Source organism: Paenibacillus sp. 2RAB27, assembly GCF_052115445.1.
GTDB lineage: Bacteria > Bacillota > Bacilli > Paenibacillales > NBRC-103111 > Paenibacillus_E.
In genome coordinates this window covers 1-15332 of sequence record NZ_JBFRGR010000038.1, presented here as the reverse complement: position 1 = coordinate 15332, position 15332 = coordinate 1, and the positions used below count along the sequence as shown (strand labels likewise).

Sequence of the window (15332 nt, the reverse complement as noted above, 5' to 3'; positions counted from 1 at the left end):
CTACACAGCCTCCTTCTTATCGGCATCTTTTCCCTCTGTCAGCTTGGCAACAGCCGTTTGACGCTCATTCCACGTCATTGGCTCCTCGGTCCCCATCACCTCAACCATCGAGATCGCACCATCCACGGGGCACACAATCGCGCATAAGTTACACCCTACACAGTCCTCTTCCCTCACTTGTAAAAAGGACTTCCCTTGCTCATCCGTATGTCGCTCAATGCATTGATGCGAGGTATCCTCGCAGGCAATATGGCACTTATTGCAGTTAATACACGTTTCCGTGTCGATCTTGGCAACGACGGCATAGTTCAAATCCAAATTTCCCCAATCTGAATAACGCGGGACGGATTTACCGATCAACTCGGAGACGCTGGCTAACCCTTTTTCATCTAAATAGTTATTCAATCCATCAATCATATCCTCCACGATTCGGAAGCCATGATGCATAGCAGCTGTGCACACTTGAACACCTGTTGCTCCCATGAGCATAAATTCAACCGCATCGCGCCAATTGGAAATGCCGCCAATGCCGGAAATCGGAATATGGACACCTGGATTACGCGCGCAATCTGCGACCATATGAAGGGCAATGGGCTTCACAGCAGGACCGCAATAACCGCCATGTGAGCCTTTGCCGCCAACATGAGGAATGGTGTTCCATGAGTCAATGTCGACACCTGCCAACGAGTTTATCGTGTTGATGAGCGAGATCGCATCTGCCCCGCCACGAACCGCCGCTAAAGCGGTGCTTGTGATATCCGTGATGTTCGGCGTCAGCTTCACGATCACGGGTGTCTGGGCCGCTTCCTTCGCCCACATCGTCTGCGCCTCCACAAGATCAGGCTGCTGCCCGGATGCCGCTCCCATGCCACGCTCCGCCATACCGTGCGGACATCCGAAATTCAGTTCAAGTCCATCTACGCCAACGGCTTCAACCTTTTTGACGATCTCGTGCCACTTCTCACGCTTGGGCTCAACCATCAAGGACACGACCAGCGCATGATTCGGAAATCGCTTCTTCGTTTCATAGATTTCCTTGAGATTAACCTCAAGCGGACGATCGGTGATCAGCTCAATATTGTTAAAGCCCGCAACGCGTTGTCCGTTAAAATGAACAGCAGCGAAACGCGAGGATGTATTGATAATCGGATCGCCAAGTGTTTTCCATACGGCGCCACCCCATCCCGCTTCAAAAGCCCGCTGAACCTGATACCCCGTGTTCGTTGGCGGAGCCGATGCCAACCAGAAAGGGTTGGGTGAATTAATTCCAGCTAGATTCGTACGTAAATCAGCCATGCTGAATCCCTCCTGATTCTGAAGTAACCCTACCTATGCCGACGCCTCTTGCCCCTTCACCAACTGCTTGTAAATCGCATAAGCCGCCAGTTTTCCTTGTTGCGCTGCCGATACGACCATGGCTTCACCCTGTCCATCTCCAAAAATAACATCACCAGCTGCGAACACCTTCGGATTCGATGTCATGCCTGCTGCTGCGTCTACCAACGTCACTGTGCCTCTTGAATGTGCGAGTCCGAACTGCTCGATCAGCGAGTTATGTTTCGTCTGACCGATCGCCTTGATCACGGCGTCCACTTCGATAACAAATTCGGAATCTGCAAGCGGGACTGGTCGTTTACGCCCTCCATCTGTCTCAAGAAGCTCCATCCGTACACACTCGATGCCAATGACGTTCCCCTGCTCGTCACCGAGGATCCGTTTTGGCGCCGTTAACCACTGAAATGCGACGCCATCAAGCTTCGCAAACTCATATTCGAAATCATACGCTGTCATTTCTTCTTGTGTTCGTCTGTACACAATTTGCACGTTGTCTGCCCCAAGCCGGACAGAGCACGTTGCTGCATCTATGGCGGTATTCCCTGCACCAATTACTGCAATCCGCTTCCCAATGAAAGACTCATCGAGATCTGGGGCCGTTTTGGTCGACTCTACGAAATCAATGGCATCATAGACACCGGTCAATTCTTCTCCATCGATGCCTAGCATGGGCACTTTAGACATCCCAACCGCGAGTACCACTGCGTCGTAGTCACTTAGCAATTCAGCAGCACTGACATCCACTCCGACACGCGTGCTCATCCGAAACTCCACACCAAGCTGCCTGACTTGCTCGACTTCCCAAAGCGAGATTTCCTGCGGCAGCCGGAACGATACGATGCCATACGTATCCAAGCCTCCAGCTTGTTCCTTCGCTTCGAACACGGTGACCTTAAAACCGAAGCGGGCTAGCTCACGAGCTGCCGCAAGTCCCGCAGGTCCGCTGCCCACGATCGCAACTGTTTTACCGTTACTTGTCCCTGCTTTAAATAAAATCTGTTCATTCTTTATGGCCCAGTCGGTTGCATAACGTTGCAACTGACCAATCAGGATAGGCTTGGACGAATGATTGAGAACACATGCCCCTTCGCATAATTCCTCTGTGGGACATACTCTCGAGCAGGATGCTCCAACTGGATTGGCATCCATAATCGTTCTGGCGGAGCCTTTTAGATTGCCGGAGGCAATCTTTTTAATAAAGGAAGGAATATCTATGCCTGTCGGACAGGCGTGCGTGCAAGGAGCGTCATAACAGAACAAGCAGCGGTTGGATTCTTCGATCGCCTCTTTGGGCTTCATGCCCGCCTTCACTTCGGCAAAATTACGCTTCAACTCCGTCAGCGAAATAAATGTCGTACCCATCTTCGCTCCTCCTCCCTCATTCAAAGTTGTGTGATTTGATCATACGTTTCTGGCCTGCGGTCTCGATAAAACTGCCACACGTTACGAACCTCACGAATCAACGTTTTGTCCATCTCTCCCATGATCACTTCGTCTTGATCCCGACTGCCTATTGTAACGATAGACCCCCGCGGATCCACTAAGTACGACTGCCCATAAAATTCACCCATGTTCCACGGCGCTTCCGTTCCAACACGATTAATCGCAGCTACGTAATACCCGTTGGCTACCGCATGCGCGGGCTGCTCGAGTTTCCACAGATACTCTGATGTGCCTGCAACGGTAGCAGATGGGTTAAACACAATCTCCGCACCGCCAAGTCCAAGCACCCTTGCTCCTTCAGGAAAGTGACGATCATAGCAAATGTAGACGCCTACCTTGGCAAAAGAAGTATCGAATACGGGATATCCGAGATTTCCCGGTTTAAAATAATACTTCTCCCAGAACCCGCAGGACCCGCCTCCTGCCGCAACGTGAKGGATATGATGCTTCCGGTGTCCATTCGGGATTTCCTCAGCCGCATCGTACCATTTCGTCGTTTGCTCTGCGCAAAAGTAGGGACCATAGAAGATCTCCTGTAAGCACACGATTTGCGCTCCCTGAGCAGCCGCCTTGCGTACCAATCTAAGATGCTTCTGAATGGCGAGCTCTTTATGCTCGGCGATCGGTGCATCTCCATGCACGTCATGTGAGGCTTGAATGAGACCGATGGTGACGATACTCATGTTCGGAAGCCCCCTTTGTCTACAACAATCTGGCGTGCGGTTCGGTAGAGAAGCTCCGTCCCCAAAGTAATATCCTCTGGGCTAGCATATTCCTTGGGATTGTGACTAATGCCCTCTAGGCAGCGCACGAAAATCATGCCATAATCGCACACGTAGGACATGGTTAGCGAATCATGGAATGGACCGCTCATGAGCTCAGGCGGCTTCATCCCCATAAGACCCGCTTCCTTGTGCAGCGCAGCTTTGATCCAATTCRCACAATAGCGAGGATCGCTGTTCGTATCTTCTCGAATCGTATAAGTAAGCCCATGTTCGCTGGCTACGTTCTCGATGACACTAAGTAACTCCGCCTCAAGTGCATTTCGGCGGCAAATGTTGATGTCGCGTAGATCAATCGTAAAGCTGACCTTCTCTGGGATAATGTTGCGAGAATCTGGAAATACCGAGAGTGAGCCGACAGTTCCGACCGTTGGGACGCCTGGTTCACGACAAACTAGCTCGTTAAGCGCAACGATGATCTTGGCGCTTCCTAGCAAGGCATCGTGCCTCATCGACATTGGCACGGAGCCAGCATGACCCGCGAAGCCCGTCATTTCCACGGTGAGCCATAATGGACCGGAGATGCCGCTCACGATACCAATTGGCTCATTGAGAGACTCCAAAACAGGTCCTTGTTCGATATGCAGCTCCAGAAAAGCGCCAATCCGGCCCTCTTGGAACGTATAATCTTCGAAATCAGCTGGATCGCAGCCGAATTCCAACAGTGCCTCTCGGCGGGTAACGCCGTTTTTGTCCGTACGCTCCAACTCATCCGCTTCAAGTTTACCGGTCATGCCCCTAACGCCGAACAGCCCTTTATTGAAGCGACTACCTTCTTCATCACAGAACGCAACAACTTCGACATTGCAAGCGGGTGTTACACCTTGTTCCACCATCGTTTGCACCGCTTCTATCGCGCCAAGCACACCGATTGCCCCATCAAATCGCCCCCCATACGGCTGTGAATCCACGTGGGAGCCGAGCATGAGGACAGGAGCCCCCGGATCACTCCCGCGCCATACACCAATTAGGTTAGCGAAAGGATCGATATAAGCCTCCATCCCGGCTTCTTCCATCCAGGATTTCACGAGTTCCACACCTGCACGATCTTCCTTCGAGAGAGCAAGTCTGCAAACGCCTGTTTCGCCGATTTTCCCAATTTGCGCCAGATCATGAATATGTTGTCCAAGACGTTCTGCGTTGATTTGGATCAGTGGCATTGTCGACAAGTCCGATCATCCTTTCTCTTGCTCGCTACCAAACAYACTGAGTAAGGTTTCGATTATGAAATTCACATCTTCATCCGTGGAGGATAATGGCGGACTGAGCGTAAGGATATTGGCATAGCCAGGAACGGTATCCCCATTCTTACCGACGAGCAGTCCCTTGCTTTTGCATGCTAGAATAAGCTTAGTTACCCGTTCTACCGAAGCGGGAATCTTCGAATTACGGTCCTCTACCAATTCAATACCCATGGCCGATCCGAAAATACGAATTTCCCCGACATGAGGATGCTCATTCAACGGTTCTAATCGAGCTCTGAATGCTTGCCCAATCTCAGCCGATCGTTCAACAAGCCCCTCGCGCTCAATAATGGCGAGATTCGCTAAGGCCACTTTACAAGAAACCGGATTTCCACCAAACGTATTGACATGTCTAAAATGGCTAGTCACTTCTTTCTCTTTGAAAGAATCGTATAATTCAGCTGATACAGCGGTGGCTGAAAGAGGCGAATAGGCGCTTGTTAACCCTTTGGCCATCGTAACGATGTCGGGTCTTACCCCATAATTCTGATGACCGAAGGGCTTGCCCGATCGCCCAAAACCGCAAATGACTTCATCTACGATCAGCAGCACATCGTATTTATCACAAATACTTCTAACCGCCGGTAAATAACCGTCATGAGGAACAAGCATTCCCCCGCCAGTAATAACAGGCTCCAGGATCACACCAGCAACGGAATCTGCGCCCTCCCACACGATGGCATTTTCGATCGCTTTGGCACATTGTAAGGAGCACGTCTCTTTCGTCTGCCCAAAAGGACAACGATAACAATAAGGCGGAGGCACATGCTGGAAACCTACCCCAAGCGGTTCATATTTCAGCTTCCGTTGCGCTTGACCCGTGGCTCCCAATGCACCCATGGAATTTCCATGATACGCGCGATGACGCGAGATGAACTTATGTTTACTCGGTTTTCCGTTCTGATGGTGATATTGACGGGCGATTTTGAATGCGACTTCATTCGCGTCTGATCCTGAATTGGAGTAAAAAATGCGATACTCCCCTTCGAGCCATTCGTTTAATTTCGCAGCTAACTCAATAGCCGGTATATGGGATTGAACCAATGTCGCATAAGCAATTTTCATCATTTGGTCAGCAGCTGCTTCAGCAATTTCTCGCCTTCCATGACCGACATTCACGCACCATAATCCAGACATTCCGTCTAAATATCGATTGCCATCAATATCTGTCACCCAACTGCCTTCGCCGGAAGCGATGATCATGGGATTCTCATTATGGGCAGACATATGATGCCAAACATATTTGCGATCCTTCTCTAGCAGTTCCTCTTTAACTAATGGATCAACGTCATCATGAGCACTCATAAGCGGTCCCTCCATCTCTTGTCCATTCGTTCTCACACTATTTCTATGTTCAAAAAGAGGATGTCATCCCTAGTTTTAGTTGTTATTTTTCAATTGGTAGATTTGGTTTTGGCTGTGTATTAAATTGGAGGTAAAAAGAAAGATAACCTTAGCCATGTTTAAAAGTTACGCTTCAGAGGATTCAATTCCCTCGTTAACAGACTTTCGAATTGCAGCGGTTAATTCCTGAAAAAGTGGGGATTCCCGCGTTTGCAAAGTGCGATCATTACCTAAGGGGACCTGGTGAATCGCATGCAACCGACCTGGATTTGCGGATAAGACGATAATTCGATTCGAGAGGAATACGGCTTCGGTTGTACTTCGAGTGACAAAAACGATGGTTTTGTTCATTTTCTTCTTCATTTCCAGTAAATCGAGTTGTAATTTTTCMTTCGTAAATTCGTCTAAGGTTGAGAAAGGTTCATCCATGAAGAGTATGGGAGGATCGAGGGATAACGCTCGGGCTATAGCGACTCTAATTTGCATACCAACACTGAGCTGCCAGGGGTAATATTCCTTAAATTTAGTTAAACCGACTGTATCGAGTAAGTGGTCTACCCGATCTTGATACGTATGTCGAGACTGTTCGTGAACCTCCAGTGGCAGCTCGATATTCTCTCGTACAGTCCGCCACTCAAATAAGTTAGGCGTGCGAAAAATGATGCCAAATTTACGGCGCAGACGCACTTCCTTGGGGTGCTCTTTCTGAATCGTAATCTGCCCACTGGAGGGCTGTAAGAGATCAGCCATAAGTCGAAGCAACGTTGATTTGCCGCAACCTGAAGGTCCTAATAACGTGACGAATTCATTCTGCCCAACATCGAAGGTAATGTTCTGAAGGACGGTCACTTGCCTCCCTTTTTTGCCGAACACCATACCGACGCCATCCAACGAAATTTCCACTTTCTGACGGGAAAAGTCTGAATCCACCGCGCTCCTCCTTCTATCCGTTGATCTTCGCGTTATCTATCTGTGAGTATTAGTAACCCTATATGTTATATTATATCTCGAATTTCATCATTTTCATTATACATTCTGTTCCTAAATTAGCATTGATATTTGACATAGTGTAAAATCATATGTTTAATTCTGTATCATGGGTTCGCAGGTTAGTTACATAGCCTTCTTTTTGTTTACATAACTAATGTTTTGTAAACAAATCATCAACTTAGCCTTCATATCCATATATTGTTCATATTCTCTATTTCTTCAATTTGATAGAATGTCTAAGTAAACACATTCGACATCTAGGAGGAAGACTATGAAAAAGATCATTCTTACAACAGTTGTTGCTACGAGTCTCATGTTCAGTGGAATCGCGAATGCCGCGCCCGCCAATTCGTACATAGCTACGGATTCCGACACCTTCTGGTCCATTTCACAGAAGTTTAATGTGCCCTTATCCGATCTTATCGCAAGTAATCCAAAAGTGAATGCAGATAACATTTATGAAGGTGTTAACATTTCTATTCCTTCGAAAGCGACTCCCAAAGCTAGCTGGGAAGTCAAAGCCGATGCGATTATCGCAATTGGGATGAAGCAGCTTGGTGTACCTTATGTTTTTGGCGGCAGCACACCTTATGTGGCCTTTGATTGTTCGGGTTTTGTACAATATGCGTTTAATCAACAAGGATTTAATTTGCTTCATTCTGCAGCTTTACAAAGTCAATTAGGAACACCTGTGGAGAAGAGCAACCTTCGTAAAGGAGATTTAGTTTTCCTACAAGGAACTTACACAACTGGTGTTTCCCATGTCGCTATCTATCTAGGCAATAATCAAATTCTTCAAGCAGGAACAATGGGAACACGAGAAGTGAAAGTCAGTACTTTATTTGGTACGCCCTATTATGATGCGCATTATTGGGGTGCACGCCGTTTGATTAACTGACTACGCACGAAGGACAAAAAAGGCAGGCATGCGCCGCCTTTTTTGTCCTTCGTGCGCTAGCGTGCAGAAGCCGATGGGGCTTCTTCCCTTGCGCACATTTTTTGTGCGCCGGAGCGCGGAAGCCAGTGGCGCTACTTCCCTTGCGCACATTTTTTGTGCGCTAGTGCACGACTGCCGGTGGAGCTACTTCCCTTGCGCACATTTTTTGTGCGCTAGTGCACGACTACCGGTGGAGCTACTTTCCTTGCGCACATTTTTTGTGCGCTAGCGCCCGACGGCCGGTGGCGCTTCTTCCCTTGCGCACATTTTTTGTGCGCTAGCGCCGACTGCTGGTGGCGCTTCTTCCCTTGCGCACATTTTTTGTGCGCTAGCGCCCATCGGCCGGTGGAGCTTCTTCCCTTGCGCACATTTTTTGTGCGCTAGCGCCCGACGGCCGGTGGAGCTACTTCCCTTGCGCACATTTTTTGTGCGCTAGCGCACGAAGATCCAGAGCCGTCCTCACAGGATAAGGCGTCTAACTAGAAATATATCCAACTTCATATTTGACACATATACATTCTAATAGTTCAAAAAAGCCGGTATTTACCGGCCTTTCCCTTATTTTGTCCATCATTTCACTACGATCTAACCCGTGACGGTTGGTTCTAAAACAGTCAGTTTATTCGCGTACGTATCGAGTTCAGCCATAGCGCCAATGGGAATGGCAGCTTTGTATAAGCCATGGGCCGTACTAAAGTTAGTCAAAAGCGGTTTCCCTAAAGGCGCGATTATCCCCGCAATTAAATCATTATAGGACGTCGCATAGGACGTGGTACAATTCGTGCATTGTCCCATCACAATCCCCACGCAATCTCGAAATTTCCCCGCCAAAATTAATTGCGTCAAATAGCGATATATTGCATTCGTCGGTTCATGCGTCTCTTCGATGACAATTATTTTACCCAATGTATCTACTTCAAAAGGTGTCCCAAGCGTCCCAACGAATGAGGTGAGATTCCCACCAACAATTCGCCCTCTCACCGTACCCTTCACTAGGCCATTCAACGGCATACTAGGTGGATTTTGAATAACTCTTGGGCTTACAAGCGTGGAAGTCGCCGCATAAAATTGATCGAAATTATAGGCTGGTGTATTGGAGTTAAAATCAATCAACAACAGACTTTGAAACGTAATGAGATTCGCAAATTGAAATAAAATATTTAACAAAATCGTAATATCACTGTATCCCGTAACGATTTTTGGATGACTATTAATGAKGTGATAATCGAGAAGTGGCAAAATATCCTTAACCCCTGTACCACCACGTGTTGGGAGAATCATACTTACATTTGGATTGACAAACATACTCATTAGGTCTTCCGCTCGCTGTGCTGCCGTCGCTGCAACGATCCCTCCATACGCATATGTGTATTTGCCCACGACAACATTAAATCCCATGTCTCCGAGTGTCCCTATTCTAGCATCAATCGTGCTCGCATCAAGTGGGCTTCCTAAAGTAACAATGCCAATGGTATCTCCACTTTGTAAGATGGGTGGGCGTATTGCCATCGCTATACCTCCTACCAATGACATTGTGTGAAAAGGAACTTCCCCTCAATCCCTTTTATGCTCCGAATTAGCGAATTATGACAACATCCTTAGATTCCCATACCGACTGGAATAAATGCGGAAACACGATTCATGGCTTCCTGCTTTTGTTTATCCCCTACGTGCGTGTATATTTGCGTCGTTTGAATACTGGCATGTCCAAGCAACTCTTGCAGCGTTCGAATATCCGTGCCTGCTAACACTTGCATCGTTGCAAATGTATGCCTTAGCTTATGGCTGGAGAATGATTTCCCTCGCAGCTCCATATATTGCCCTTTTAATTGCTCAAATTGCTTCTCTGCAATCGATTGAATCATTCGTATGCTAATACGCCGACYGAATTGTGATACAAAGAACGGCTGCTCGCTCCCACTCCTCGCCTCCAGTCGCTCAACGAGTGCGCGCTCAAGCACCTGAACGATTTCACTAGGAAGCGGGATGACACGCCACTTGCGTCCTTTCCCTAAGACCATCAATGAATTCGTGCCGCGATTAAAATCCGAAACGTTCATACGATGCAATTCACTGACGCGAAGCCCCGCATAGCTCATCAATAGGAACATCGCTACATTGCGAATCTGGTATTTCCCTTCGATGGATTGAAGAAAGACAGAAAGCAGCTCCTCACTCAGAAAGGTCGGAACGGAATTTTTCTCTACCTTCGATTTCTTGACTGCGATAGAAGGATTGTACTTCACCATCTGCAATTCGATGAGTGCTGAGAAAAATGTTCGGATCGATGAGAGGTAGCGATTCCTCGCAGCATCTCCTGCCCCACCTTGTCGCATCTTCGTCAAGAAGCGCATGATATCAATCGCTTCAATCGTAGACAACTCTTTCTCTCCAAGGCTCGTCAGAAATAAACGAACATCTCCTAAGTACGCTTGTTGTGTTCGTTTCGTGAACCCCTGATCCTTCATCCAGGTATCAAAAAGCTCCAAATAGTCGTCATCATATGTGAATCTAGTGTCCATTCTAGTAAACTCCGTTCGTTACAAACTAAATTGCGTTAAATATAGATTTAGTGCAATTTTCTGACATGAAAAATCGCTTATTCTTTAGACTCAGAACCAGTTTCGATCCACTGATAATTACTAGAGTTAAGAATAAGCGTAATGTTGGAAAAATCTCAGAAGTACCTATTAATCCCGCGGATACTCCACCTTCATAATATCCATAAACGGCACCTTATCCAGCTCGCCTTTACAATCCATATGTACTCTTCCTGTACGTGAATCCATCGTCGAGATCGTGCCTCGCACGGTTTCTTCGCGTCCCCAAACCGTTAGCACAATCTCGGAGTTCTCCATCTTCGCTTCCGACAACTGGTTCCCGATTTCTTCTAATACAAATTCATCGCGTGTTGGCCGTTTCGCTACTTTTGCTTTTGCCATCCCCTATTCTCCTCCATGTTCCGTCAGTTGGACGGCGTAATAATTTCTTTCACGCGACCAACTTGGCCATCCGTGAGTCTTACTTTTATACCATGAGGATGTGTAGGTGAGTTCGTTAATAAATCCTTCACGATCCCGCGTGTAAGTTTCCCGCTTCGTTGGTCTTGCTTTAACACAATGTTCACTTCTCTGCCAGGTACAACGTCTTTCCGATTTTGTCCATTCATGCTGCCTAAGTCGCCTGCTTTCATGCCATAATGTTGATTCATTATACCATAGTTTCCCCATCTACCCCATCTCGATGAAGGATTTTACCACGAATATTTAATTAATGTCATTAATAATTCATCTCATTAAATTAAAATATTGCACACAAAAAACGAGAATCCTAAGATTCCTCGCCTTTTAAGACAKCCTTCTCTGCTGATTCATCGCTTTTTCTTGAAAAATAGGGGATTAACAAGGCGCTTGAGAAACTAAAGATCATGACAGCCTTAAATACGTATCCATCAAAATCCTGAATCCCGAGGATCAATGCCAGTAGGAACATTCTTGAAATAACAAGGATGAGTTCCCGCCATACCATCACTCTCGTTTGATGAATCGGTTCTAATGGATAGGTCACAAGAAATTGTCGGGAACTCCAAATTGTGCCGAAGAAAAACAATCCGATCGTCGTTAGTATGTTGGAAAGAATCAGAATCAAAGGTGTCGGGAATAACGCTAACAAGAAACCTGCCGCCGCGGCTGCCATCCCAAAGGTTAACCATTTATTGTCACTTATCTTACGCGTACGACTAAAACGTCGATAGATGAATACACAGGCAATCGTGAACGATGTGTACATAATTTGCAACAATGCAATGTTGAGCTTATCTTGTGTGACCGAAAAGGTAAAGATCAGTGAGAATATCCCCTGAAACTGAATGAAAAATCCGCCGGCAACAAGCGAAGGAATCATCCATTTCAATTGGGGAGTTGCAAATACTTGACCCAAGCGGAACTTACGAAAAACGGGTTCATTCGCTTCTTTTAACGAAATAGGTGGAACGAAATACGATGTGAAAATCATAAGTGCGATGAAGAAGAACATAATGAAGAAGGACGCAGTGAATCCCATCCATCACGGAGCCTATCGTAAATTTAGATAGAAGATTGGCACCGTACATGAAGGCCACTCCCCAAGCTAGGAACATAACGAGATTAAACCACGCAACGTCGAAGATTTGATTTCCTTTTTCCCAAATAAAAAGATTAATAAATATGCCCATATAGTTAAAAATAATGCCAGAACTTATATTCATCCATAATAGTCGTTTTAATGCGGTCGTCATGTTGTCCACTCTTTCAGAACGAATTTTTAGAATTTTTATAAACTAGTTACGTAGGCATTAATTCTCCCTTATAATGAACATATACGAAAGTTTATGCGGTTTAACTTTCACAATCATATCACGGAGTCCGTTCGGAAGGAATGTATGTTATGCCTAGGTTCATGGACGATACGATAAGTCCTTATCCACTTCGAATCATTACTTTACCTATCGACGCTAGTAAATTAAAGCTGCAATCCCTACGGATTCAACATGTCGGACATCTGCCTGGGCGGATTATGTTTCGTGGACATGCCAAATTCGAAAGCTTTGCCATTGTATATATCGCAGGGGGCAAGGGAACTTACCGAGTCAATGAGGGACCGGTTCAAAAAGTGGAAAGCGGCAGCCTATTCTTCTTCCGGCCAAATCAAGTTTATCAATATGGCCCTGATCCCGGAGGCTTCTGGGATGAGTATTATTTTACGCTCGAAGGCAGCCGAGTGAAGGAATGGCAGAACAGTTGGTTGACCGATTTAGATCAAGTGAAGCAGGTTGGTTATGAGGAAGCTGCCCAGCATAATCGAATTGAGCGAATATTCATCGCAATGGAAAGCGGCATTCCTGCTAATATTGATCGAGCAGCATTACTTATTGAATCATTAYTATTTGAATTCATTCAGCGGGCGGAAGCCACAACGGAAACAACGAAGTCGGGACAATTCATCAATCTTATCAATGAGCTCAGTGATTCGTTATATCAACCATTTGATGCACATAGCATTGCGAAACGACATCACATTTCACTTTCTACCCTTCGTAGAATCGTTAGTGATTATTCCGGTTATCCGCTAAATACCTATATGCATAGAATGAAAATGGCGGAAGCCAAAAATATTTTACTGAATACGTCGAATTCCGTAAAGGAAATTGCCGACTCGCTTGGTTATAAAGACGTCTTCTATTTCTCGCGTATTTTCAAAAAGTATGTAGGCGTCTCCCCTCATATCTTCCGAAATACGATGCACACCTAGTCACAAAAATTTCCGACTACCTAGCACGACTTGTCACATTGCCGCATATGATAGATTGAAAGCAAATCTTCGTATGTGGGGGTGAATCAGACATGGCACTTACACTATCGGGTTTAATGCTTTATGCAATGTGGCTTGTCTTGGGAGTCATGGGTCTTAGCTTTGTAGTAGACTTGTTCAAATCGTTCTCATCTGGCACGTTTTCCAGTTCTACGATTACAAATTACTTGAGAGATCTTTTGTACTTTGTGTTCCCTTTATTCTTACTTTCCAACATGATGCCGCTAGATCATACCGATTTCATTATCAAAATCGCCTATTATATCGGTGTGCTTGGCGTCCTCTACAATTATGTTGGAGGCTATTTTAAAAAATAATTTTGCAATCGCATTCAAAGTTGCTGAGATAATACTCAGCAGCTTTTTTAATGCACAAAAAAGCTGTTTACCAATGAATGGTAAACAGCTTTTCTCAAATCCTTTAAAATCGCGGTAAATTTGATAAATTATTGCTTGGGTCTCCATCCGGATAGGATCGCAAGGTTTTCTCGCCTTTCCGATTGACCCCCGTATTCGCATCTTCAATTAAATCGGCTTCGGTCATCTCAATTGCAGTCTGGACATCGACCACTTGGCCATTTTGAAATTGAACAGCCCCAATACTTCCATTTTCATAATGTACGGATTGGATCATGGCTTTATTCGGATCAATCGTATGTGGACCACTATTACGACGTCGCGGCATAATGTCTCCTCCTCTATCTTCCTGCAAGTTGTTCAACCCCACGAAAGTGGGGTCACATTATAGCTTCATTCAGACTGTGTAGACTCACTCTGCGATTTAATTTCCTGCTTCAGATCTTCTGTTTTCTGCTGCGCTTGCTTGATTTGAGATTGAAGATCCTCTAACTGCTGCTCGGCCTCCGTAAGTGCCGCTGCTGTAGCTTGTGAATAGATTTGCTGAGCAACCTGCAAGGTTTGTTCGGCTGCTTGCTCTGCTTTCTGGGCAACATCTTTGATTTGCGCTAAACCAAGTTCCTTTTGTTGCGGCATGGTTATACCCCCAGCTGATGTTTTGCATACCCAATTAATGTAGGCAACCTAGTCCTTTTTTATTCKGGCAAAAGATAAGCATGTGTACTTAATTGATCAGCTAAAAGGTTGGTCGGTATGATGAATTCCGGTGTCCCCATATAACCTGGTGTAACCTCATATTTCTGAAACACAATGACAAGCTTGCCATCCTTATTAATATAGAAGCTTTGATCTTTATTAATGGAACTAAAATAAAACTTCACATCATTCGGAACACCCTCTACCCAATAAATTTTAGCTGGATCATCTTTCATCCGTTGTATCATTTGCGCTTTAATATAATCACTGATCACTTGAACATATCCTTCATCCTTAAATAAGCTCGGTAAGGTGATTAGCAACTGATTTTTCTTATCAATCGTGTCATATTGAAAGGTTGTGGACGAAGAACCCACTGTGTTGACAACATATCTGCCCACCGCTAAGATTTGATCATTGTCGGCTTTTACAATATAACCACTATCTACCCCAAGGTGTCCCTCTAATCCACTTGCTTTCATCTTCTCAATGTCGCTCATGAAATCCGTGTAGAGATTCTTGCTCTCTTCCAAGTATTTCGTATTTAGGGATTCCTCTAACGCTTTATTATCCAAATTCGTGATGATGGGGATTTCTACTTTTGCTTTATGTGCGCCATCGTCATATAGGTATTCTCGGAAGGTCAGCACTTTGATCAGTTTGCCAACGACGGGCATCTCCGCTAACGAATGAGCGAAAGTAGGGCTCGTATTAAGACCCGCAACAAATACAATTACTGCAGCCGCGACAGCAACTGATGACCATTTCAGATTAGTCCTAGGCTTTTTTCTATGTTGTTTTATCGCTTGATTGACTATGAAATCGAGTTCTGCAGGAATGGGGATGTCCATATAGG

At 45.8% G+C, this 15332-nt stretch carries 17 protein-coding genes; 3 read left to right on the top strand and 14 right to left on the bottom strand.

Features of this window, described 5'->3' with window-relative positions:
• The 6 genes from preA to AB4114_RS30425 form a co-directional block, all read right to left on the bottom strand.
• Positions 1 to 1296 carry an NAD-dependent dihydropyrimidine dehydrogenase subunit PreA gene (preA, locus tag AB4114_RS30450; RefSeq protein ID WP_441991766.1) on the bottom strand — a complete coding sequence of 432 codons (1296 nt, stop codon included), beginning with the start codon at positions 1294 to 1296 and terminating at the stop codon, positions 1 to 3.
• 33 nt (positions 1297 to 1329) lie between these two features.
• Positions 1330 to 2697: an NAD(P)-dependent oxidoreductase gene (locus AB4114_RS30445; RefSeq protein ID WP_441991765.1), complete on the bottom strand. Its 1368-nt coding sequence runs from the start codon at positions 2695 to 2697 to the stop codon at positions 1330 to 1332.
• 20 nt (positions 2698 to 2717) lie between these two features.
• The gene (locus AB4114_RS30440; protein ID WP_441991764.1) at positions 2718 to 3461 is read right to left on the bottom strand and encodes a nitrilase-related carbon-nitrogen hydrolase; all 744 of its coding nucleotides are present in this window, start codon (positions 3459 to 3461) and stop codon (positions 2718 to 2720) included.
• On the bottom strand, positions 3458 to 4720 hold the full coding sequence (locus tag AB4114_RS30435) for a M20 family metallo-hydrolase (RefSeq protein WP_441991796.1): 1263 nt from the start codon (positions 4718 to 4720) through the stop codon (positions 3458 to 3460). The genes AB4114_RS30440 and AB4114_RS30435 overlap by 4 nt, the downstream gene beginning before the upstream one ends.
• 15 nt (positions 4721 to 4735) lie before the next feature.
• Positions 4736 to 6109, bottom strand: a complete 1374-nt coding sequence (locus AB4114_RS30430) for an aspartate aminotransferase family protein (RefSeq protein WP_441991763.1) — start codon at positions 6107 to 6109, stop codon at positions 4736 to 4738.
• Between the two features lie 165 nt (positions 6110 to 6274).
• The gene (locus tag AB4114_RS30425; RefSeq protein ID WP_441991762.1) at positions 6275 to 7078 is read right to left on the bottom strand and encodes an ABC transporter ATP-binding protein; all 804 of its coding nucleotides are present in this window, start codon (positions 7076 to 7078) and stop codon (positions 6275 to 6277) included.
• A 331-nt stretch (positions 7079 to 7409) separates the two neighbouring features.
• Between AB4114_RS30425 and AB4114_RS30420 the strand changes: the two genes are divergently transcribed.
• Positions 7410 to 8036 (top strand): C40 family peptidase, encoded by a 627-nt coding sequence (locus tag AB4114_RS30420; RefSeq protein WP_441991761.1) that lies wholly within the window; start codon positions 7410 to 7412, stop codon positions 8034 to 8036.
• Between the two features lie 624 nt (positions 8037 to 8660).
• Here the strand turns inward: AB4114_RS30420 and AB4114_RS30415 are convergent.
• The 5 genes from AB4114_RS30415 to AB4114_RS30395 all read right to left on the bottom strand — a co-directional run bounded on the left by AB4114_RS30415 (position 8661) and on the right by AB4114_RS30395 (position 12137).
• Positions 8661 to 9584, bottom strand: a complete 924-nt coding sequence (locus tag AB4114_RS30415; RefSeq protein ID WP_441991760.1) for a S66 peptidase family protein — start codon at positions 9582 to 9584, stop codon at positions 8661 to 8663.
• Between the two features lie 89 nt (positions 9585 to 9673).
• A complete protein-coding gene (locus tag AB4114_RS30410; RefSeq protein WP_441991759.1) occupies positions 9674 to 10597 on the bottom strand; it encodes a tyrosine-type recombinase/integrase in 924 nt (307 codons plus the stop codon).
• A 168-nt stretch (positions 10598 to 10765) separates the two neighbouring features.
• Positions 10766 to 11017: a YolD-like family protein gene (locus AB4114_RS30405; RefSeq protein ID WP_056625207.1), complete on the bottom strand. Its 252-nt coding sequence runs from the start codon at positions 11015 to 11017 to the stop codon at positions 10766 to 10768.
• A gap of 23 nt (positions 11018 to 11040) precedes the next feature.
• Positions 11041 to 11244: a YwbE family protein gene (locus AB4114_RS30400; RefSeq protein ID WP_056625563.1), complete on the bottom strand. Its 204-nt coding sequence runs from the start codon at positions 11242 to 11244 to the stop codon at positions 11041 to 11043.
• A gap of 161 nt (positions 11245 to 11405) precedes the next feature.
• A complete protein-coding gene (locus tag AB4114_RS30395) occupies positions 11406 to 12137 on the bottom strand; it encodes a hypothetical protein (protein WP_441991758.1) in 732 nt (243 codons plus the stop codon).
• Positions 12138 to 12500: 363 nt separating this feature from the next.
• On the opposite strand from AB4114_RS30395, the gene AB4114_RS30390 reads away from it, so the two are divergent.
• Both AB4114_RS30390 and AB4114_RS30385 read left to right on the top strand, forming a co-directional pair.
• A complete protein-coding gene (locus AB4114_RS30390) occupies positions 12501 to 13364 on the top strand; it encodes an AraC family transcriptional regulator (RefSeq protein ID WP_441991757.1) in 864 nt (287 codons plus the stop codon).
• A gap of 92 nt (positions 13365 to 13456) precedes the next feature.
• Positions 13457 to 13741, top strand: a complete 285-nt coding sequence (locus AB4114_RS30385; protein WP_171635927.1) for a hypothetical protein — start codon at positions 13457 to 13459, stop codon at positions 13739 to 13741.
• 103 nt (positions 13742 to 13844) lie between these two features.
• On the opposite strand, the gene AB4114_RS30380 is transcribed toward AB4114_RS30385, so the two are convergent.
• The 3 genes from AB4114_RS30380 to AB4114_RS30370 form a co-directional block, all read right to left on the bottom strand.
• The gene (locus tag AB4114_RS30380) at positions 13845 to 14108 is read right to left on the bottom strand and encodes a DUF3892 domain-containing protein (RefSeq protein WP_235550656.1); all 264 of its coding nucleotides are present in this window, start codon (positions 14106 to 14108) and stop codon (positions 13845 to 13847) included.
• Between the two features lie 65 nt (positions 14109 to 14173).
• The gene (locus AB4114_RS30375) at positions 14174 to 14416 is read right to left on the bottom strand and encodes a hypothetical protein (RefSeq protein WP_441991756.1); all 243 of its coding nucleotides are present in this window, start codon (positions 14414 to 14416) and stop codon (positions 14174 to 14176) included.
• A 59-nt stretch (positions 14417 to 14475) separates the two neighbouring features.
• The coding region (locus tag AB4114_RS30370; protein WP_441991755.1) for an RsiV family protein at positions 14476 to 15332 on the bottom strand (857 nt) is incomplete at its 5' end.

Bases quoted from the DNA above. Each gene is read 5' to 3' on its own strand.
- AB4114_RS30380 (WP_235550656.1), bottom strand. From the start codon at position 14,108: ATGCCGCGACGTCGTAATAGTGGTCCACATACGATTGATCCGAATAAA.
- AB4114_RS30400 (WP_056625563.1), bottom strand. From the start codon at position 11,244: ATGAATGGACAAAATCGGAAAGACGTTGTACCTGGCAGAGAAGTGAAC.
- AB4114_RS30385 (WP_171635927.1), top strand. From the start codon at position 13,457: ATGGCACTTACACTATCGGGTTTAATGCTTTATGCAATGTGGCTTGTC.
- preA (WP_441991766.1), bottom strand. From the start codon at position 1,296: ATGGCTGATTTACGTACGAATCTAGCTGGAATTAATTCACCCAACCCT.
- AB4114_RS30405 (WP_056625207.1), bottom strand. From the start codon at position 11,017: ATGGCAAAAGCAAAAGTAGCGAAACGGCCAACACGCGATGAATTTGTA.
- AB4114_RS30445 (WP_441991765.1), bottom strand. From the start codon at position 2,697: ATGGGTACGACATTTATTTCGCTGACGGAGTTGAAGCGTAATTTTGCC.
- AB4114_RS30420 (WP_441991761.1), top strand. From the start codon at position 7,410: ATGAAAAAGATCATTCTTACAACAGTTGTTGCTACGAGTCTCATGTTC.
- AB4114_RS30375 (WP_441991756.1), bottom strand. From the start codon at position 14,416: ATGCCGCAACAAAAGGAACTTGGTTTAGCGCAAATCAAAGATGTTGCC.